At 71.2% G+C, this 20,290-nt stretch carries 15 protein-coding genes; all 15 read right to left on the bottom strand.

Annotated elements, in window-relative coordinates; translation table 11 throughout:
• Positions 1–76: 76 nt before the first annotated feature.
• Complete coding sequence (obgE, locus tag ACZ6QO_RS27485; RefSeq protein ID WP_465854564.1) at positions 77–1,465, bottom strand: GTPase ObgE; 1,389 nt, start codon at positions 1,463–1,465, stop codon at positions 77–79.
• A gap of 188 nt (positions 1,466–1,653) precedes the next feature.
• Entirely contained in the window at positions 1,654–1,911 is a 258-nt protein-coding gene (rpmA, locus tag ACZ6QO_RS27480; RefSeq protein WP_184979518.1) for a 50S ribosomal protein L27, read from the bottom strand.
• Positions 1,912–1,923: 12 nt separating this feature from the next.
• Positions 1,924–2,238 carry a 50S ribosomal protein L21 gene (gene rplU / locus ACZ6QO_RS27475; RefSeq protein ID WP_189165292.1) on the bottom strand — a complete coding sequence of 105 codons (315 nt, stop codon included), beginning with the start codon at positions 2,236–2,238 and terminating at the stop codon, positions 1,924–1,926.
• Positions 2,239–2,426: 188 nt separating this feature from the next.
• Complete coding sequence (locus ACZ6QO_RS27470; RefSeq protein ID WP_465854562.1) at positions 2,427–5,411, bottom strand: Rne/Rng family ribonuclease; 2,985 nt, start codon at positions 5,409–5,411, stop codon at positions 2,427–2,429.
• Between the two features lie 103 nt (positions 5,412–5,514).
• Complete coding sequence (locus ACZ6QO_RS27465; protein WP_465854560.1) at positions 5,515–6,288, bottom strand: TIGR03936 family radical SAM-associated protein; 774 nt, start codon at positions 6,286–6,288, stop codon at positions 5,515–5,517.
• 150 nt (positions 6,289–6,438) lie between these two features.
• Positions 6,439–8,361: a TIGR03960 family B12-binding radical SAM protein gene (locus ACZ6QO_RS27460; protein ID WP_465854558.1), complete on the bottom strand. Its 1,923-nt coding sequence runs from the start codon at positions 8,359–8,361 to the stop codon at positions 6,439–6,441.
• Between the two features lie 102 nt (positions 8,362–8,463).
• The gene (rodA, locus tag ACZ6QO_RS27455) at positions 8,464–9,627 is read right to left on the bottom strand and encodes a rod shape-determining protein RodA (RefSeq protein ID WP_465854557.1); all 1,164 of its coding nucleotides are present in this window, start codon (positions 9,625–9,627) and stop codon (positions 8,464–8,466) included.
• Positions 9,624–11,672: a penicillin-binding protein 2 gene (gene mrdA, locus ACZ6QO_RS27450; protein ID WP_465854555.1), complete on the bottom strand. Its 2,049-nt coding sequence runs from the start codon at positions 11,670–11,672 to the stop codon at positions 9,624–9,626. The genes rodA and mrdA overlap by 4 nt, the downstream gene beginning before the upstream one ends.
• Positions 11,669–12,199: a rod shape-determining protein MreD gene (mreD, locus tag ACZ6QO_RS27445; RefSeq protein WP_465854553.1), complete on the bottom strand. Its 531-nt coding sequence runs from the start codon at positions 12,197–12,199 to the stop codon at positions 11,669–11,671. Before mreD ends, mrdA begins: the two co-directional genes overlap by 4 nt.
• Positions 12,200–12,563: 364 nt before the next feature.
• A complete protein-coding gene (gene mreC / locus ACZ6QO_RS27440; RefSeq protein WP_465854551.1) occupies positions 12,564–13,844 on the bottom strand; it encodes a rod shape-determining protein MreC in 1,281 nt (426 codons plus the stop codon).
• Positions 13,845–13,860: 16 nt separating this feature from the next.
• Entirely contained in the window at positions 13,861–14,892 is a 1,032-nt protein-coding gene (locus ACZ6QO_RS27435; RefSeq protein WP_465854549.1) for a rod shape-determining protein, read from the bottom strand.
• Between the two features lie 246 nt (positions 14,893–15,138).
• The gene (gene ndk / locus ACZ6QO_RS27430; RefSeq protein ID WP_465854827.1) at positions 15,139–15,588 is read right to left on the bottom strand and encodes a nucleoside-diphosphate kinase; all 450 of its coding nucleotides are present in this window, start codon (positions 15,586–15,588) and stop codon (positions 15,139–15,141) included.
• Positions 15,589–15,703: 115 nt separating this feature from the next.
• Complete coding sequence (locus ACZ6QO_RS27425; RefSeq protein WP_465854547.1) at positions 15,704–17,944, bottom strand: hypothetical protein; 2,241 nt, start codon at positions 17,942–17,944, stop codon at positions 15,704–15,706.
• Positions 17,945–17,961: 17 nt separating this feature from the next.
• Positions 17,962–18,297: a DUF4233 domain-containing protein gene (locus ACZ6QO_RS27420; RefSeq protein ID WP_465854546.1), complete on the bottom strand. Its 336-nt coding sequence runs from the start codon at positions 18,295–18,297 to the stop codon at positions 17,962–17,964.
• A gap of 82 nt (positions 18,298–18,379) precedes the next feature.
• Positions 18,380–19,702, bottom strand: coding sequence for a bifunctional folylpolyglutamate synthase/dihydrofolate synthase (locus ACZ6QO_RS27415; RefSeq protein ID WP_465854544.1), 1,323 nt, complete (start codon positions 19,700–19,702; stop codon positions 18,380–18,382).
• Positions 19,703–20,290 lie beyond the last annotated feature (588 nt).

Raw genomic sequence — 20,290 nt, 5'->3', positions numbered from 1 at the left:
CACGGCCCGCGCCTGCGGTCCGGCCGGGCCGGCGGCCGTCCGTCCGGCCGCTCGTCCCCGGCCGTCGGCGGTGACGCTAGTCGTCCGCCCGGCGTTCGTCCCTGGCCGCCTCGGCGATCAGCAGGCGGTCGTCGGACCCGCGCGGGCCCTGGGAGGCTTCGGCGTCGAGGGTCGGCTGCCAGTCGAACAGGTAGCCGCCCTCCATCGGGCCGATGACGACCTCCGCCCCCTCCTTGGCCCCCGCCTCGCTGAGGGCCTTCTCGATGCCCAGCCGTTCCAGCCGGTCGGACAGGTAGCCGACGGCCTCGTCGTTGCTGAAGTCGGTCTGGCGGATCCACCGCTCGGGCTTCTCGCCGGTGACCTGGAAGGTGTTGGCGTCGACGCGCTTGACGGTGAACCCGGCGTCGCCGTACTGCTTTGGCCGGATGACCAGGCGCGTCGGCTCCTCGACGGGCTTCGCGGCCCGTGCGGCCGCCACCATCTCGGCCACGGCGAACGACAGCTCGCGCAGCCCCTCGTGCGTCGCCGCGGAGATCTCGAAGACCTTGAGGTCCTTCTCCTCCAGCATCGGCCGCACCATGTCGGCCAGCTCACGCGCCTCAGGCACGTCGACCTTGTTGAGCACGACCAGGCGCGGCCGGTCGTCCAGCTCGCCGTAGGCCGCGAGCTCGCCCTCGATCACCGCGAAGTCGGTCAGCGGGTCGCGCCCGGGTTCGATGGTCGCGCAGTCGAGCACGTGGACGATCGTCGAGCAGCGCTCCACGTGGCGCAGGAACTCGTGCCCGAGGCCCCGCCCCTCGGACGCGCCGGGGATCAGGCCGGGGACGTCGGCGACCGTGAACACCGTCTCACCCGCCGTGACGACCCCGAGGTTCGGCACCAGCGTGGTGAACGGATAGTCGGCGATCTTGGGCCGGGCGGCGCTCAGGGCCGCGATGAGCGAGGACTTGCCGGCGTTCGGGTACCCGACGAGCGCCACGTCGGCGACCGTCTTGAGCTCCAGGAGCACCTCGCGCTCGTCGCCGCCCTCGCCGAGCAGCGCGAAACCGGGGGCCTTGCGCTTGGACGACGCGAGCGCGGCGTTGCCGAGCCCTCCGTGTCCGCCCTGGGCCACGACGTACCGGGTGCCGGCGCCGACCAGGTCGATCAGCACCTCGCCGGTCTTGGCGTCCTTGACGACGGTGCCGTTGGGCACCTTGAGCACCACGTCGTCGCCGGTGGCGCCGTCGCGGTTGGACCCCATGCCCTGCTTGCCGTTGGAGGCCTTGCGATGCGGCCGATGGTGGTAGTCGAGCAGGGTGGAGGTGTTGGGGTCGACCTCCAGGATCACGTCGCCCCCGCGCCCGCCGTTGCCGCCGTCGGGGCCGCCGAGCGGCTTGAACTTCTCACGGTGGATCGAGGCGCAGCCGTTTCCCCCGTCGCCGGCCTTGATGTACAGGACCACCTGGTCCACGAACTCCGCCACCGTCACTCCTTATCACCGGCGTGCCCGTCCGGCCACACCGTGCCACCGCCGCGTGGGTCGCGCCGGCGAAAGCCCCCTCACGACGATGAGGCGGATCGAGAAGTCGATCCGCCTCATCAACGTTCTGTCTCGGCCACCGCCGCCACGCGTCACGCGTGGCAGGGCGGCCCGTCTCGCGACCGGCGGAGTTACTCCGCGGCCGGGACGATGCTCACGGCACGACGGCCGCGCTTGTTGCCGAACTGCACGTGGCCCGCCACCAGGGCGAACAGCGTGTCGTCGCCGCCACGGCCGACGTTGTCGCCCGGGTGGAAGTGGGTGCCCCGCTGGCGGACGATGATCTCGCCGGCGTTGACGAGCTGGCCACCGAAACGCTTGACACCGAGCCGCTGGGCGTTGGAGTCACGGCCGTTCCGGGTGGACGATGCGCCCTTCTTGTGTGCCATGGTTCGCTACCACTACTTCCCGGGATTGATGGCGGTCACCTTCACCTGGGTGTACCGCTGGCGGTGCCCCTGGCGCTTCTTGTAACCGGTCTTGTTCTTGTACTTGAGGATGTGAATCTTGGGGCCCTTGGTCTCGCCGAGAATCTCGGCGGTCACCTCGAACTTGCCAAGCGTGGCAGCGTCGGTGGTGACGTCGCCGTCGTTGACGACGAGCACCGGCGCCAGCGACACCGTGGAGCCGACCTCACCGGCGACCTTGTCTACCTCGAGGACGTCACCGACGGAGACCTTCTGCTGCCTGCCGCCGCAACGAACGATCGCGTACACCGCGGAACCCTTCTTCTGGCTAATTGCTCGCTGAACGCTGCGCCTCTTGCATCCAGCTCCCGTCGAATACACACGACCGGCGAACCGGGTAGGCGCGCGAAGCTAGGCGCGCCACCGGACGCACCGATTGACAAGGATACCGGATTGCGGGTGCCCTGGTCGAACCGGACGGTACGCCGGGTTGCCGGCTATTCGGCCGGCCCAGCCGGTCTGGTCGCCTTTCGGGAGCGTCGCCGCCCCCGGGCCGCAGGCTGCGCGGCCTGCCCATCCTCGCCCGCGGAGCCGTCAAGCGCATCGGTCACACTATCACGGCCGATCTCGCCGCTGGCCGCGACCGCGGCGCCGCCGTCCTTGATCGTCTTGCCGGTGGAGGCCTTCTCCAGCTTCTCGGCGACGGCCTTCTCCACCGCCATCTTGCCCTGGGTGGGCCTGGGCTCGATGGTCTTGGACTCCACCGGCTCGGTGGAGACGATGAGCCCGCGGCCGTTGCAGCAGTCACAGGGCGTCGAGAAGGCCTCCAGCAGCCCCTGCCCCACCCGCTTGCGGGTCATCTGCACCAGGCCCAGCGAGGTGACCTCGGCCACCTGGTGCTTGGTGCGGTCGCGGGCCAGGCACTCGAGCATCCGCCGCAGCACGAGGTCGCGGTTGCTCTCGAGCACCATGTCGATGAAGTCGATGACGATGATGCCGCCGATGTCGCGCAGCCGCAGCTGCCGGACGATCTCTTCGGCGGCCTCCAGGTTGTTCCTGGTGACCGTCTCTTCGAGGTTGCCGCCCTGGCCGGTGAACTTGCCGGTGTTGACGTCGACCACGGTCATCGCCTCGGTGCGGTCGATGACCAGCGAGCCGCCGCTCGGCAGCCACACCTTGCGCTCCATCGCCTTGGAGATCTGCTCGTCGATGCGGTAGGCCGCGAAGACGTCGCCGTCCTCCCACTTGGTGAGGCGGTCGGCCAGGTGCGGCGCGACGTAGCGGACGTACTCGTCGACCGTGCCCCACACCTCGTCGCCGGCCACGACCAGCGAGGAGAAGTCCTCGTTGAAGACATCGCGCACCACGCGGACCGTCAGGTCGGGCTCGGAGTACAGCAGCTCGGGCGGGCTGGCCGACTTGGCCTTGCGCTGGATGTTCTCCCACTGCGCCGACAGACGGGCGACGTCGCGGCTGAGCTCGTCCTCGGAGGCGCCCTCGGCGGCGGTGCGCACGATCACGCCGGCGTTCTCGGGCATGACCTTCTTCAGGATGGCCTTGAGCCGGCTGCGCTCCTTGTCGGGAAGCTTGCGGCTGATGCCGGTCATCGAGCCGTCGGGCACGTAGACCAGGTAACGGCCGGGCAGACTGATCTGGCTGGTCAGACGGGCGCCCTTGTGTCCCATCGGGTCCTTGGTGACCTGGACGAGCACCGACTGGCCGGACTTCAGCGCCGACTCGATGCGCTTGGGCTGGCCCTCCAGGCCCGCGGTGTCGAAGTTGACCTCGCCGGCGTACAGGACGGCGTTGCGGCCCTTGCCGACGTCGATGAAGGCGGCCTCCATCGACGGCAGGACGTTCTGCACCTTGCCCAGGTAGACGTTGCCCACGTAGGACTGGCTGGCCTCGCGGTCGACGTAGTGCTCGACGAGCACGCCGTCCTCCAGCACCGCGATCTGGGTGCGGCCGCCCTGGCGGCGCACCACCATCACCCGCTCGACGCTCTCGCGGCGGGCGAGGAACTCCGACTCGGTGATCACCGGCGGGCGGCGGCGGCCCTGCTCGCGGCCCTCCCTGCGGCGCTGCTTCTTGGCCTCCAGGCGGGTGGAGCCGCGGAAGCCCTGGACCTCGTCCACCGAGACCGGACGGCCGGCCCTGGGCGCGCGGATGCGCACCACGGTGTTCGGCGGGTCGTCGACGGTGGCCTCGCCCTCGTCCCCGCCCCTGCGGCGGCGACGGCGGCGACGGCGGGAGGTGCCGGACTCCTCATCGTCCTGGTCGCCGGCGCCCTCGTCCTCGGCGGACGGCTGCGCCTGGCCGGCGGACGCGGCGCGCGCGTCCTCCTCGGCGTCCTCGGTCTCGTCGGTCTCGTCCTGCTCGCGGACCTTGGCCCGGCCTCGGCCGCCCCGCCGGCGACGGCGGCGGCGCCCGGCCGCGTCGTCCTGGTCGTCGTCCTCGTCGGAGTCGATCTCGGTGAGCTCCGTGTCCTCGGCGGCGTCCTCCGCCTCGGCGGGCTCGGGCGCGGGCTCGGCGTACTGCCGGGGCTCGGGCACCACGGGCGGCACGGCGGCGCGCGGCTCAGGGGCCTGGAAGATCGGCTGGAACACCGCGGCGGGCGCCTGGAAGGTGACGGCCGGGGCGATGCGCGCCTCGGTGACCGCGCTCAGGCCGAACGGGTCGGCGAACAGCGCGCCCTGCGGGCGCGACTCCTCGGCGACGTCCTCGCCCGCGGGCTCGTCGTCCAGCGGCTCCTCGACCGGCAGGGACTCGACGACCTCGGGCGTGACCTGGCCGGACACGGCAGGCGTCTCCTCGGCCGCCGGGGCGGCCGGAGCGGCCTGCGGCTCGGCGGAGGTGGAGCGTTCCGCCGCGGCCTGCGCGACCTCGGCGGCCTTCCTGGTGCGCCTGCGACGCGCGGGGGCCGCCGGAGCGGCCTCCTCGGCGGTGGCCTGCGGGGCCTCGGCCTGGGCCGCCGGAGTCGCCTCAGCCGCCGCCTGTGGCGCGGTCTGTGACGCGGCCTCCGGCGCCGGTACGGGCTCCTCAACCGCGGCCTGCGGCGCGGCCTCGGCGCCGTGGTCCTCGGCGGCGCCCTCGACCGGCGCGGCGGCCTTCTTGGTCGTGCGTGTACGCCGGGTGGCCGCGGGCGCGGACGGGTCCTTGGCGGTGACGCGGCGCGACCGGGTGGCGCGCTTCGCCGGCGCCTCCGCCGGTACCTCGGCCGGCGCCGCGGCATCGTCGGCCCGCGCCGCGGATGTGATCTCGGCGTCGGCCTCGTGCCGGGGCGCCGGAACCTCCGCGACCGGCGCGGCGGCCGGGGTGTCGGGCGGAGCGGTCACCAGGCCCGCGGCCCGCTCGGCCTCCTCGGGCGGCGGGCCTGCCGGACGGCTCGCCGCCCGGCGCCGGCGGACCGGCTTCGCCTCTTGCTGTGCTGTTGTATCCCCGTCAGAGCCGAAGGCCCCGACAATGGGCTCGTTGTCGAGCATGCGGGCGTTCTCCCGTCAGGCTCCCGGGCGCGTCTCCGCGCCGCGCGGGAGCTCTCGTCTCTCGCTGTGCGCCAGGCCGCCTCGCGGGGCCCGACGCCAAGTCCTATTTGTGGTCAGCGACGTGCCGTACAGCCGTTCCCGGCTCGCCGCCGCGAACGTCGCGGTCCAGGTCGAGCGGGTCGGCGGTCCCACCGGTGCGCGCGTCGAGCGGCCCCTGCGCCAGCCTGGTCACCGCGGGGGGTGACGGCGGCGCGAAATCGGCCACAAGTCGCAGACCCGTGAGCACGTCGTCGGGTCGAACGGCGGGCGTAACGTGCCGTACAACCATACGAAGTATCGCACATGGCGAGCCGGGCTCCCGGCCCGCGGTTTCTTCCGCCCCGTCATCGGCCGTCAACGCGATGACGGCCTCTCTCGCGTCGAAGCGGCGCAGGCCCTTTTTGGTCAGGCGCTCGACCTCGACACGCTCGGCGGCCAGGAAAAGCTCGGCCGCGGCCTTCGCGGCCTCCGGATCGGCTCCGGCCAGGCGTACCTGCCAGATGGAGCACTCGAGCCGGTCGGCCAGGCTGCCGCCGCTCGCCTCGACGACGTCCAGCACGTCGAGCCCGGGCGGCAGGGACGCGTCGAGATCGTCGCGCAGCCGCGCGGGCTCGCACGGCGACACGACGCCGATCTCAAGATATTCGGCCTCGCTGGCCACCCCCGTGGGGGCGGCTCCCGCGTAGGAGATCTTCGGATGGGGGGTGAATCCCGCGCTGAAGCCGACCGGGATGCCGGCTCGGCGCACCGCTCGTTCGATGGCGCGCGAGATGTCTCGATGGCTGGTGAACCGCAACCGGCCGCGCTTGGCGTAGCGCACGCGAAGGCGCTGCACCACGGGCGCGGGCGGAGGCCCATCAGGAACGGGGTTCTTCAGTTACGTGATCCTTTCTGGATGGCGACCGGATGTCTCTACTGGTCAACGACCACCGCCGGCGTTCGCTTCCATCGGACGCGGCCGGCCGCCGCGGGCGGGGCCCGCGGGTCGTCAGACGACCGTGAGCGGAAGCAGTTTCTTGCCGGTTGGGCCGATCTGGATCTCGGTCCCCATGCTGGGGCAGACACCGCAGTCGTAACAGGGCGTCCAGCGGCAGTCTTCGACCTCGGTGTCGCTGGTGGCGTCCTGCCAGTCCTGCCACAGCCACTCGCGGTCGAGGCCGGCGTCCAGGTGGTCCCAGGGGAGCACCTCGACCTCCTCGCGCTCGCGGATGGTGTACCAGTCGACGTCGACCGGCCCGCCGGCGAAGACCTTCTCGGCGCAGGACATCCAGCGGGCGTAGGAGAAGTGCTCGCTCCAGCCGTCGAAACGGCCGCCGTCCTCCCACACCGCCCTGATGACCGCGCCGACCCGGCGGTCGCCCCGCGACAACAGGCCCTCGACGATGGAGGGCTGGCCGTCGTGGTAGCGGTAGCCGATGGCCTTGCCGTACTCCTTGTCGGAGCGCAGCGAGTCTCTGAGCTGCTTGAGCCGCCGGTCGACGGTCTCGTGGTCGCACTGGGCGGCCCACTGGAACGGGGTGTGCGGCTTGGGCACGAACCCGCCGATCGACACCGTGCACCGGATGTCACGCGTGCCGGTGGCCTCGCGGCCCGCCTTGATGACCTTCTTGGCCAGGTCGGCGATGCCGAGCACGTCCTCGTCGGTCTCAGTGGGCAGCCCGCACATGAAGTAGAGCTTCACCTGCCGCCAGCCCTGGCTGTAGGCCGCGGTGACGGTGCGGATGAGGTCTTCCTCGGTGACCATCTTGTTGATGACCTTGCGCATGCGCTCGGACCCGCCCTCGGGCGCGAACGTCAGACCGGAGCGCCGGCCGTTGCGCGAGAACTCGTTCGCCAGGTCGATGTTGAACGCGTCGACGCGGGTGGACGGCAGCGACAGGCTGGTGTTGGTGCCCTCGTAGCGGTCGGCGAGCCCCTTGGCGACCTCCGCGATCTCGGAGTGGTCGGCGCTGGACAGCGACAGCAGGCCGACCTCGTTGAAGCCGGACTCCTTCACGCCGACCTCGACCATGTCGCCGATCGTGGTGATCGACCGTTCGCGGACCGGACGGGTGATCATGCCGGCCTGGCAGAACCGGCAGCCGCGCGTGCAGCCGCGGAAGATCTCGACGCTGAACCGCTCGTGCACGGTCTCGGCGAGCGGGACCAGCGGCTTCTTGGGATAGGGCCACTCGTCGAGATCCATCACCGTGTGCTTTTGCACCCGCCACGGCACGCCGGACCTGTTCGGCGCGACCCTCTTGATGCGCCCGTCGGGGTGGTACTCGACGTCGTAGAACTTCGGCACGTACACCCCGCCGGTCGAGGCCAGCCGCATGAGCAGCTCGTCGCGCCCGCCCGGGCGCCCCTCGCCCTTCCACTCGCGGATCACCTCGGAGATGGCGATGGCGATCTGCTCGCCGTCGCCGAGCACCGCGGCGTCCAGGAAGTCGGCGATCGGCTCGGGGTTGAACGCGGCGTGGCCGCCGGCCAGCACGATGGGGTCGTCCTCGCCGCGGTCGGCGGCGTCGAACGGGATGCCGGCCAGGTCGAGGGCGGTCAGCAGGTTGGTGTATCCGAGCTCGGTCGAGAACGAGACGCCGAGGACGTCGAACGCCCGCACCGGGCGGTGCGCGTCGACCGTGAACTGCGGCACGCCATGCTCGCGCATGAGCGCCTCAAGGTCGGGCCAGACGGCGTAGGTGCGCTCGGCCAGCGTCTCGGGCAGCTCGTTCAGGATCTCGTAAAGAATCTGCACGCCCTGGTTGGGCAGGCCGACCTCGTAGGCGTCCGGATACATCAGCGCCCAGCGGACGGATGCCTCGTCCCAGTCTTTGACGGTCGAATTAAGCTCACCACCGACATACTGGATCGGCTTCTGCACGCTGGGCAGGAGCGCTTCCAGACGGGGAAACAACGACTCGACAGACATGCGATTAAGGTTAGTTGCTGCCCGCCTCCCCTCGCGCCAGCACACCCCGGCCGGCGCCACTCCAAGCTCCCCGGCGCGCCCGCGCGGAGAGCGGGGCAGGGCTCAGAACGGGCGTTCTCGTATGTGCACGGCCTGGAACAGCCCGATGGCGATCATGTTGGCGAACGTGGCGGTGCCGCCGTAGGACACGAAGGGCAGCGGCACCCCGGTGATCGGCATGATGCCGATCGTCATGCCGACGTTGACGAAGGTCTGGAACGCGAACCAGCACACGATGCCGCCCACCACCATCGCGCTGAAGCGGTCCTCAGAACGGCGGGCGATGCGCAGCCCGCGCACCAGCACCACTCCGAGCAGCGCCACCACGGTGACCGCGCCGAGGAACCCGAACTCCTCCCCCACCACCGTGAAGATGAAGTCGGTGTGCTGCTCGGGGACGAACCGCCCGGTGGTCTGGCCGCCGTGGAACAGCCCTTTGCCGAACAACTCCCCCGAGCCGATGGCGATCAGCGACTGCGTACTGTTGTACCCGGCCCCGCGCGGGTCGTTGGCCGGGTTGATGAACGCCGTGAAACGGGCGATCTGATAGGGCTTGAGCAGGCCGAGCAGCCACACGGCGGCGGCCCCGGCCATCGCCAGCACGGCGAGCCCCGCGATGTAGCGCTTTCGCAGACCGGCGAAGATCATCGCGGCGGCCGTGATGACGGCCAGCACCATGGTGGTGCCGAAGTCGGGCTGCAGCATGACCAGCCCCATCGCGATGGCCGCCGCGGCGGCGCACAGCAGCAGGTCCAGCGGGCGCGGCCGGTCGGTGCCCGGCACGGGCTCGGCCAGCAGCGCGCTCAGCATGAGGATCAGCGCCGGCTTGGCCAGCTCCGACGGCTGGACCGCGAACCCGCCCCCCAGCAGGATCCACGAGTGGGAGCCGTTGATCGTCGACCCGAGCGGCGTGATCACCGCCAGCAGCCCGAGCAGCGAGACCCCGTAGATCGCCGGAGCGTAGATGCGCAGCCTGCGCTGGTCGGCCATCGCCGCGATGCCGCACAGCACCCAGCCGATGGCCAGGTTGAGCATGTGCTTCTTGACCATGCCGGTCGGCGCTCCGGCCGCCCAGGTGCGCGTGGAGGACCACACCAACAGGGTGCCGATCACCGACAGCGCCATGACGGCGACGAGCAGGACGCCGTCGACCCGCCACACTGCCGATCGCGCGCCCATGGCCCGGCGCATCAGCGACCGGCTCCGCGGGGCCAGTGCCTGGCTCACTGCACCACCGTCCCGTCTCTGCTGATCTTGGGCAGGCGGTCGGCGGGCCTGCCGCCGGGCAGGGCGGCCTTGCCCTTGATGCCGTAGATGCCCTCGTAGATCTCGCGGGCCGCCGGCGCCGCCGCCATCGCGCCCTGTCCGCCCTGCGAGACGGTGACGACGACCACGAACCGGGGATCGTTCGCCGGGGCGAACGAGGCGAACCAGGAGGTGTCCTCCTTGCCGTACACCTCGGCCGTACCGGTCTTGCCGCCGATCTTCACCACGTTCATCGGGAACCCGCTGAAGGCTCCGGCGGCCGTGCCGTCCGAGGGCACCTCGCTCAGAGCGGCCCGGATGTAGTCACGGGTGCCCTTGTCGATCGGCAGACGTCCGGTCACCGGCGCCTTGATCTCCTGCACGTCGGTGCCGTCCGGCCGGACGATCGCCTTGGCGATGCGCGGGCTGCGCAGCCGGCCGTCGCCGACCAGCGCGGCGTAGGCGGCGGCGAGCTGCAACGGCGTGACCAGGACGTCGCCCTGGCCGATGGAGAGGTTGGCGGCCTCGGCGGCCTTCCACTCGAACCCCTCCAGGCAGTTCTCGTTGGCCAGCCTCTTGAGGTAGGCGGCGCGGCCGGGGTTCTTCTTCTCCACCTCGGGATAGCCCGTCTTGGCCCGGGTGCAGCTGAGGTGCCGCATCGCCGCCCACATCTCCTTCTTCCAGGCGCGGCCGGGGATGCGCCCCGGCACCTCGCCGGGCAGGTCGATGCCGGTCTTCCTGCCGAAGCCGAACGCCTTGGCGGTGTTGGTCATCGGCTCCTTCGGATGCTTCACGGGCTTCAGGCCGCCGTCCCGCTTCCACATCTCGTAGGCCGCCTTGTAGAAGATGGTGTCGCAGGACTTCACCAGCGCCGTGTGCAGATCGAGCACGCCGAGCCCGATGCCGCGGAAGTTGTGGAACGCCGTGCCGGCCACGTCGTAGACGCCGGGGCAGTCGTACTTGCCGTTCAGCGGGTAGCCGTCCCGCACCATCGACGCCACCGAGGAGATCTTGAACGTCGAACCCGGCGCGTACTGGCCGTGGGTGGCGCGCGAGATCAGGGGCAGGCCGGCCTTCTCGGAGAGCAGGTGCTGGTAGTCCTTCTCCGAGATGCCGCCCGCCCACACGGCCGGGTCGTAGGTGGGCACGCTGCCGATCGCGATCACCCCGCCCGTCTTCACGTCCAGGACCACGGCGGCGGCGCCGTCGGCTTTCGGGGCGTTCTTCATGGCGTTCGCCAGCGCCCGGTCGACGATCTTCTGCACGTTGGCGTCCATGTGCGTGATCAGAATGTCGCCGGGGACAGGAGAGGTCTGACGCTCGACCCCGAGCACCTTGCCCATGCGGTCGACCTGCACCCGGCGCAGCCCCGGCGACCCGCGCAACGCCTCGTCGTAGACGTACTCCAGGCCGTCCCGGCCCACCAGGTCGACGCCGGAGAAGTTCGCCTTCAGTTTCGACCGCTTCTTCAGCTCGTCCTCGGTGACCGGCTGAAGATAGCCCAGGGTCTGGGACGCCCCCGACCCGAGCGGGTACTCGCGCACGGCCTGCACCTCGGCGATCACGCCGGGGAAGTCCTCCTGCCGCTCCAGGATCTGCAGCGCCTGGCGCGGGTCGACCTTGTCGTCGATCGGGATCGGCGAGTACAGCGACCCCGGCCAGCACGGGCGCGTCACGTGCGGCCCGCACGGCCGGATGCGCTCGCGAAGCTCCTTCACCGGCCGGCCGAGCACCGCCCCGAGCCGCTTGAGCACCGCCATTCCCCCGTCGGGCATGCGTTCAAGCTCAGCGCGGTCGACCGAGACGACCAGCGCGGTGCGGTTGCGCACCAGAGGCCGCCCGGCGGCGTCCAGGATCGGGCCGCGAACCGCGGGGACGATGACGTCGCGGGTGCGCGTCTCGGTGGCCGCCGCCACGAACTTGGGGCCGCGCACGACCTGCACCTGCCACAGCCGCACGGTGAGCACCGCGAGCAGGGTCACCACGAGGAACTGCACCACCACCAGCCGTGCGCGGACGCGGTTCACACGTGCCTCCGGACCGGATAGGACCCCGTCGGCACGGCCTCGCGCCTCCGGCGTTCCCCCGAGGCGCGGGACACCATCCAGAACATCACCGCCGCTATGGCGAGGTTGTACATCACCAGGGACGGCCACCGGCCCAGCAACGCCGGCCAGTCGACGCGGGGATCGCCGAGCAGGCCGCCGATGCCCGCCGCCGCGAGCGGCGCGAGCACCACCATGAAGATCATGGTCACCGCCCCGAAGCCGGGCGCCCGCTCGGCCGCCCGGCCGACCAGGTACCCGACCAGGCAGAACACCAGCGCGTACTGGCCGATGACGTGAGCGGCCGGCGGCAGGACGTCGGCGACCAGGCCCGCGGCGAAGCCCACGCCCGCGCCGGTCACCGCGCCACGGGCCAGGCCGGACACCACCACGCCCATCAAGATCAGATCGGGGCCTCCGCCGCCGGGCAGAGGCAGGCGGTTCACGACGGTGACCTGCACGATCATGATGAGGCCGGCGAGCAGCACCGCCGCCATCCCTCGTATCACGCCTTCATGTCCTCTCGCCCACCGGTCCCGCCCCGCTCAAGCCCCGCCCCACCGCGAACGACCCTCAATCCCTCCAAACCACGACCCCTCAGCCCCCGCACCACAAGCGACCCTCACCCCTCGCACCACGACCCCTCAGGCCCCGCACCACAAGCGACCCTCACCCCTCGCACCACGACCCCTCAGGCCCCGCACCACGAACCCTCAGGCGCCACACCACGAACCCTCAGGCCCCGCACCACGAACGGCCCTCACCCTCCGCAGCACGTCCCCGTGGCTCACGCCTCGCCTCCACACGCGGCACCGCAGCGCGGCTCACGCCCGGTGCCCCCAGTACGGACCGTGTCTGTCTGTCTGTCTGTCGTCAGTCATGTCGCCCGGCCGCCCGTCTCGCCTTGCCGGCCCGTTCGGGCGTCTTCGCCCGTACGGCCGTGCCGGTGGGCGCACGCGGCCCGCCGCCCGGCCGCCGGGCGGCGTGCGCGGCCCCTGCCTGACCGGCGCCCCCGGCGGGCGCCCGACCGGGACGCCGGTGCATGCCGCGCACCCTCTCGCGGTCGGCTCCGTCACGGTCGTCCGCCTCGTCCGCGCGCTCGGCGCCCTCGTCCTGCCGTGCTCGCTGCCGTGCTCGCGACGACGGCGAGGTGGACGGCGTGGACGGCGCGGACGACGCCCCGGGCGCCGGCGACACCACGGCGGGCGGGGCGGACGGCGCCGCCGCCGGCGGGGCGGTCGCGGGCGGGGCGGTCGCGCGAACCCGCGCCTTCGCGGGCGCGGGCGCCGGAGGCAGCATCGCGTCCCGCGGATCACGCTGCGGCGCCCGCACCACCACTCCAACGACGTCAAGGGCACCGAAGTCGACGAACGGCTTGGCGTACGCCACCCGGGTGAGCTCGCCCGGGGTGGACTCCACCCGCTCGATGACGCCCATCGGCAGCCCCGGCGCGTACGGCGTGCCGTGCTGGGAGCCGAAACTGACGATGCGGCGGCCGAGGGTCAGCGTCGCCGTCGAGTCCAGTACCCGGAACCGGACGAGGTGGTCCTCCGCCGCGGGGCCGAGCCCGGTCACGACGCCGATCTGGTTGCCGCCCTCCAGCCGCGCCCCCACCGCAGAGGCGGGGTCGGTCAGCAGGACGACCGTCGAGGTCGACGGCCCGGCGTGCACGACCCGGCCGACCAGGCCGTCGCCGCTGAGCACGGTCATCTCCGGCCGCACCCCGTCGCCCCTGCCCGCGTCGATCTCGACGGCGTCCTCGAACCCCGGCACCCCGCGTCTGGCGATCACCTGGGCGGCGACCACGCGGTAGCCGCCCAGCCCGGACAGCCCGAGCATGCGCGACAGCTCGGCCGACCTGCGGCGGTCGAGACTGTTGGCCGTCACCTCACGCCTCAGCCGGGCGTTCTCCGCACGCAACGCCGCGACCTGCCGCTTGTACTGCGGGGCCGAGGAGTAGGTGTCGATGAACTCGCCGACGGGCCGCACGACCCCAGTGCCGGCCTCCTCGGCGGCGCCGAACAGCGACGACGCCGCCGTACGGACGGGCTCGAACAAGGAGTCGTCACGCTGCCGGTGATCGATGGTGATCAGGACAAGCGCCGCGGCCAGCAACAGGCCAAGGATCAACCGCGCACGGCGGGTATCCCTCATCAGTGTCTCGGCTCCATCAGTGTCTCGGCTCCGGCACGAGCACCTGCTGCAGCACCTCGAACTCCTCGACGCACTTGCCCGAGCCGAGCGCCACGGAGTCCAGCGCGTTCTCCACGAGATGGATGGGCATGCCGGTCTCGTCACGCAGCCGGTCGTCCATGCCCTTGAGCAGGGCGCCGCCGCCGGTGAGCGCGACGCCGCGGTCCATCAGGTCGCCTGAGAGCTCCGGAGGGCACTTGTCCAGCGTGGACTTGACCGCGTCGACGATGATCTTGAGCGGCTCCTCGGTGGCCTTGCGGATCTCGTCGGCCGAGACGACGATCGTCTTGGGCAGCCCGCTGACCAGGTCGCGCCCGCGGATCTCGGCATGGCAGTCGTCACCGGTCGGGCACGCCGAGCCTATGGCGATCTTGATCTCTTCCGCGGTGCGCTCCCCGAGCATCAGGGAGTACTCCTTCTTGGCGAACGAGATGATCGCCTGGTCGAGCTCGTCGCCACCGACGCGGATCGACTGGCTCGTCACGATGCCGCCCATCGAGATGATCGCCACCTCGGTGGTGCCCCCGCCGATGTCGACGACCATGTTGCCCGTGGGCTCGTGAACCGGCAGTCGGGCTCCGATCGCGGCCGCCATCGGCTCTTCGATGATGTACACCCGCCGCGCCCCGGCCTGGTAGCCCGCCTCTTTGACCGCGCGCTGCTCGACCCCGGTGATGCCACTGGGCACGGCCACGATGATGCGCGGCTTGGCGAAATGACTGCGTTTGTGGACCCGTTGGATGAAATAGCGCAGCATGCGCTCGGTCACGTCGAAGTCGGCGATCACGCCGTCCTTCAAGGGGCGTATCGCCACGATGTTGCCAGGCGTTCGGCCAATCATCCTCTTGGCCTCGATGCCCACCGCCACGATTTTGCCGGTGGTCGTGTTGATGGCGACCACCGACGGCTCGTTGAGCACGATGCCGCGCCCGCGCACGTAGACCAAAGTGTTGGCGGTGCCCAGGTCGACGGCCATGTCACGGCCGAGGAATGCCAGCTTGCTGCCCATGGGGAAGGAAACCTTCCTTCAGGTCGTTCGCGAGAGATTACGATTCGCATTCGAATCGTAACGTGACGTACCCACTCGTGAGGGCAACGAGCCACGCGACCACAGAAAAATTGGCGTCCTTTACCGGGCGGCACCGCGCCGACCTGCGTCAACGCCCCCGCGACGCGTCAGGGCCCCGGCGCGCCTCGCGCCGGGGCCCTGAAAGCCATGTCCCGACCGCCTGTCTCGGCGCGGCCGGGCCGGACCTCAGAAGCGGTCGGGGAAGAAGATCTTGACCTCGCGGGCCGCCGACTCGGGCGAGTCGGACCCGTGGACGATGTTCTCACCGATCTCAAGGGCGTGGTCGCCGCGGATCGTGCCCGGCGCCGACTTCACCGGGTCGGTCGCACCGGCCAGGGCGCGGAACGCCTCGACGGCGCGCGGGCCCTCCAGGACCAGGGCCACCAGCGGACCGGAGGTGATGAAGTCGACGAGCTCGCCGAAGAACGGCTTCTCGGAGTGCTCGGCGTAGTGGGCCTTGGCGGTCTCGACGTCGAGCGTGCGGAGGTCCATCGCCACGACCTTGAGGCCCTTGCGCTCCACGCGGGCGATCACGTCACCGATGAGGCCGCGACGGACGCCGTCGGGCTTGATCAGGACAAGCGTGCGCTCGGACACTGGATATCTCCTTCGTTGTGTTCGCCGGCCTGCGCGCATGGCCACCGGCGAATAAGGGGAAGCGTGCCCGCAGCTTACCGGCCTGCGCCGCCGTCGCCGTCCTCCGGCGCCGCCACCACCACCGACGCCCACGCCCCAAAGAGCCCATGTCGCCTCAAAGAACGGCGCCGGGGTCACCGTCCCTGCCCGAAGGGCCCTCCGGAGAGGAAGCGGGCGGCGGGATGGCCGGAAGCACCGCGGTGTCGGAGGCGCCACCCGGAGTCCCCGGTTCGGCGACCGGGGGCCGGCCCGGCGAAGCGGCAGCACGCGGAGCATCGGGAGTGTCCGAGGTCTCCGGAGCGTCACGGACATCCGAACCCGCGGCGACCGACGCGGTCGAAGCCGTCCAAGGAGTCGAAGCAGACGGCGGAGTCGAATCTCCCGGAGGAGTCGAAGCCATCGGCGGAGTCATCTCCCTCGGAGAAGTCGGAGCCGTCGGAGGTAGCGCTCCTGGAGCCGGGGCCGGGTCCGAGAAGTCCGGCGCCTGGAAGGGCAGCGTGCGGGCGTCCCGGTGCGGCGCGACCTTGACGTCGGACACCCTCGATGTCGATCTCCGTCGCGACCCCGACGCGGCGATGCCCTCGCCCGGCGGCCGGCGAGGCGTCTCCAGCGGCGTCCCCTGCGGCGCCGCGAAGCCGCCGCCGGCGTCATCGCCGGCGGTGCCGTCCGCCTCGTACCCGCGCCGCGCGAGCACGGACACGAGGACCAGCACGATGACGACGGTGAACCCGGCGACCAGCGCCCAGATGTGCAGCGCGCCGACGAACCCGTCGATCATGGCCTCGGAGGTGACCTTGCCCGACGTGCTCACCGCGCGAAGCCGGCCGACCTGGATGCCGGTGCCCAGCAGGAATCCGCACAGGACGGCAGGGAAGCAGAGCGAAAGGCCGAACAGCGCGGCCCGGTACCCGGCGCTGCGGACCGCCGAGGTGACGGCCACGGCCGCGCCCGCCGCGAGCAACGCGAACGGCACGACGAGCGGCATGCCCGACGCGGAAGGGACGAACAACCGCACCGCGCACAAGCCGACCACCATGGTGACCAGGCCGCCTCCCACGAGCTTCGGCGCCGCCCCCGCCCCCAGCCGTCCGGCCACCGACGCGGCCGCGAACGCCACTACGGCGGCGAGGCCGAACGGCGCCCACAGCCCCGAGAGCCCGGGCCCGCCGAGACCGCCCAGCTCCACGTACGTCACCTGGGCGGCGGTCGGCAGCACGACGAGGCCGACGGCGATCATGACGAACGCGACGGAGCGGGCCCCCGGGCCCTCGACCCGGCTGAGACCCGCCATAGCCAGCAGCATCACCACCGCGACCGCCGCGGCGGCCAAGATGAGCCCGGACGGCCAGTCGAAGGTCGTGCCGAAGGCGAGCAGGGCCACGCCCCCCGACAACCCTGCGGCCGGCCCAAGACCCCCCCGACCCGCGGCTCCGAGACCAGCGGACCCAAGGCCGTCAGGACCCAGGCCGGCGGAACTCGGGCCGGACACCGGCCTTTCACCCACTGATTCGGTGGACACCGCCGGCCCATCGGACGTCGCCTCAGCCTGCTTCGCCGGCCCACCCGGCACCGCCCGCCCGTCCGCCGACCTGGCCGGCGAAGCAGGCACATCACCCAACAGAGCCGACTCCCCCGCCGCGCCGTCCGTCGCGCCCGAAGACATGCGTGAAGACATGCGTGAAGAGGCTCGCGAGGACATGCGGGAGGACCCGCGCTCGGACGGCACGCTGTCGGTCGTCATGCGCCAGAGGACGAAGTGGACCGCGGCCAGGGCGAGCGCCACACCGGTCAGCAGCGGATAAGGCTGAAGGGTCACCCGCCACGACGTCACCGCGTCAAGCGGCCAGAGGGCCAGAGCCTGGGCTCCCAGCAGGCTGACGGCCAGCGCTCCGGCCCAGAGCGGCTGCAGGACGGCACGGGACGCGTCCGGCCGCTCGTGGCCTGCGGCGAACGTCGCCGGGACCAGCACACCCGCCCCGACACCGTGCAGGACGCGCAACACGCCCACAGTGACCGTCGAGTCGGCGAAGCCACCGGCCACATCTGCCACGGCGAGGCACGCGAGCCCGGCCAGCAGCATCGATGCGGCGTTGAACCGTCTCAGCGCCATCCCGGCGAGAGGCACCGTGAAAAGCATCACGGGAAGCGCCAGACCGTGGGCTCTGAGGATCCACACCCCGGCCAGATCGGGCGGGAGCAGTGCGGAGACCACGGAGATGGTGTTGGGCACGGCGACGATCGCCAGCGGAAGCGCGACCGCGATGAGGAGCCCGGCGACGACGTCGAGCACCAGCGGCAGACGATTGACCCGGCCAAGTGTCGCGAGGCCTGCGGCCTGGATGGGGGGTACGGCCATACTGGCCGACTTTAGCGCTAAGTCACTCCCTCGACACGACGAGCGACGAATATTGCCGTGACCCAAAGTGCCGCGAAGATCACACCGAGGAAGAACATCATCGGGACCAGGAACCCCGTGGCGATGGCCAGCACCTGCAGGACACTGCCGGCGATGTAGGCGAAGGGCCGTTTGAGCAGGCCCGTCACCACCACACACGCCAGCGCCAGCCCGATGCCGACGGTGACCGCCACGGCGGGGGGCACGTCGTTGATCATGATGGCCACCGGCGTGATCAGCCCCAGAACAATGGCCTCCATGCCGAGCACGCTGGCGCACAGCCGCCGCATCCCCGGCGTGACGGTGATGTTCACGCCCTCGCCCCCTCCACGACTCTGCGGCCTCCTATGACTCCGCGGCCTTCCACGACTCCGCGAACTTCCACGACTCCGCGGCTCACTGCCCGGCGCCGGCCTTCAGCAGCAGCCGGGCATCGCCGACGGTCACCACCGACCCGGTGATGAGGACCCCCGCCCCGGTGAACTCACCGGTCTCCTCCGCGAGGCCGATGGCGAGGTCGATGGCGTCGTCGAGGCGGGCCGCCCGGTGGACGCGCTCGCCGCCGAAGACGTCCTCGGCCAGCGCGGCCAGCTCGTCGGGGTCCATGGACCGGGGCGAGGAGTTCCGCGTGACGACGATCTCCTCCACGATGGGCTCCAGCAACTCCAGCACACCGGGCACGTCCTTGTCGGCCATCACGGAGACCACTGCGATCAGCCGGGTGAAGCCGAACGACTCCTCCATGGCCTCGACGACCGCCTCCATGGCGCCGGGATTGTGCGCCGCGTCCACGATGACCGTCGGCCCACGCCGGACGACCTCCAGGCGCCCCGGCGAGGTGACCGAGGCGAACGCGCGCCGCACCAGGTCGCCGTCGAGCGGGTCGTCACCGCCGGTGAGCGCCTCGACCGCCGCGAGAGCACAGGCGGCGTTGCCGGCCTGGTGCTCTCCATAGAGCGGGAGGAAGACCTCTTCGTACACGCCCTTGAGTCCTTGGAGGCGCAGCATCTGCCCTCCCATCGCCACCTCTCGGTGCGTCACCCCGAACTCCAGGCCCTCACGGGCCACCGTCGCTCCGGTCTCGGCGGCCCTGCGCATGAGCACCTCGGCCGCCCCGAGCGGCTGCTGCGACAGCACGGCCGTCGCGCCGGGCTTGATGATGCCGGCCTTCTCCCGCGCGATGGCCTCGATGTCCGGCCCGAGGTATTCGAGGTGGTCGAGGGAGATGGGAGTGATGACGGCGACGGTGCCGTCCGCCACGCTGGTCGAATCCCAGGTGCCGCCCATGCCGACCTCGATGACGGCGACGTCCACCGGCGCGTCGGCGAAGGCCGCGTACGCCATCGCCGTCAGCGTCTCGAAGAACGACAGCCGTCCCCGCTGCTGGTCGACGAGCTGAAGGTAGGGCTGGACATCCTCATAGACCTCGGTGAAGCGCTCCTCGCTGAGCGGCTCCCCGTCGATGGTGATGCGCTCGCGCATGGACACCAGATGTGGGCTCGTGAACCGGCCGACCCGGAGATTGCGCTCGCGAAGCAAGGTGTCGATCATGCGAGCCGTGCTGGACTTGCCGTTGGTGCCGGTGATGTGCACGACCGGGTAAGACCGTTGGGGCTGGCCCAACATGTCCATCAGAACATTGATCCGATCGAGGGTGGGATCGATATCCCACTCCACCCCGCGCTGCAAGATCGCCTTTTCGACAGCCTGGTATTCCACACCAGAAGCCTACTGACCACTCCCGACCCCCCACACAACCCCACCACCCAGCCCAGCCCCACCCACCCCCACCACGGCCCCCGATCATCACCTGCCTCCCCCACCGCCAAGTGCTGCACGCAACCAACACCGAACCAGCAACGGAACAGCAGAAGGTGACACAGAAACGCCACACGGCCCCGCCCACCGCGCGCCGTCCCTCACCCGGTATGTGCTGGACGCGGGTCGGCCCCAGGTCGGCGAGAACCAGTACGCCACCGCCCGCACCACCACCCGGCCCGCTGCCCCCACCCACCGGCCCCCCTTCCCCACCCCGGCACGTGCTGGACATGACCGGCGCCGCGTCGGCGAGAAGCGGTACGACGATGCCCGCACCCACACCCGACACCCGACACCCGACCACCAGGCTCCCTTCCCCACCCGGTGTCTGCCGGATGTGTTCGGCGCCGGGTCGGCGAGAAGTGGTACGGCGATGCCGGCGCCCCCGTACGGCGCCCGACCCGGCACACGTCCATGGCCAGCACACCAGTTCCCCATTCCGTATTCCGTGGACGCCATGAGAAATAGCCGATGACCGGGGGCAGGCTG

The sequence above is a fragment of the Sphaerisporangium sp. NPDC049457 genome (assembly GCF_055586705.1).
This window is presented reverse-complemented; position numbering and strand designations above follow the sequence as displayed.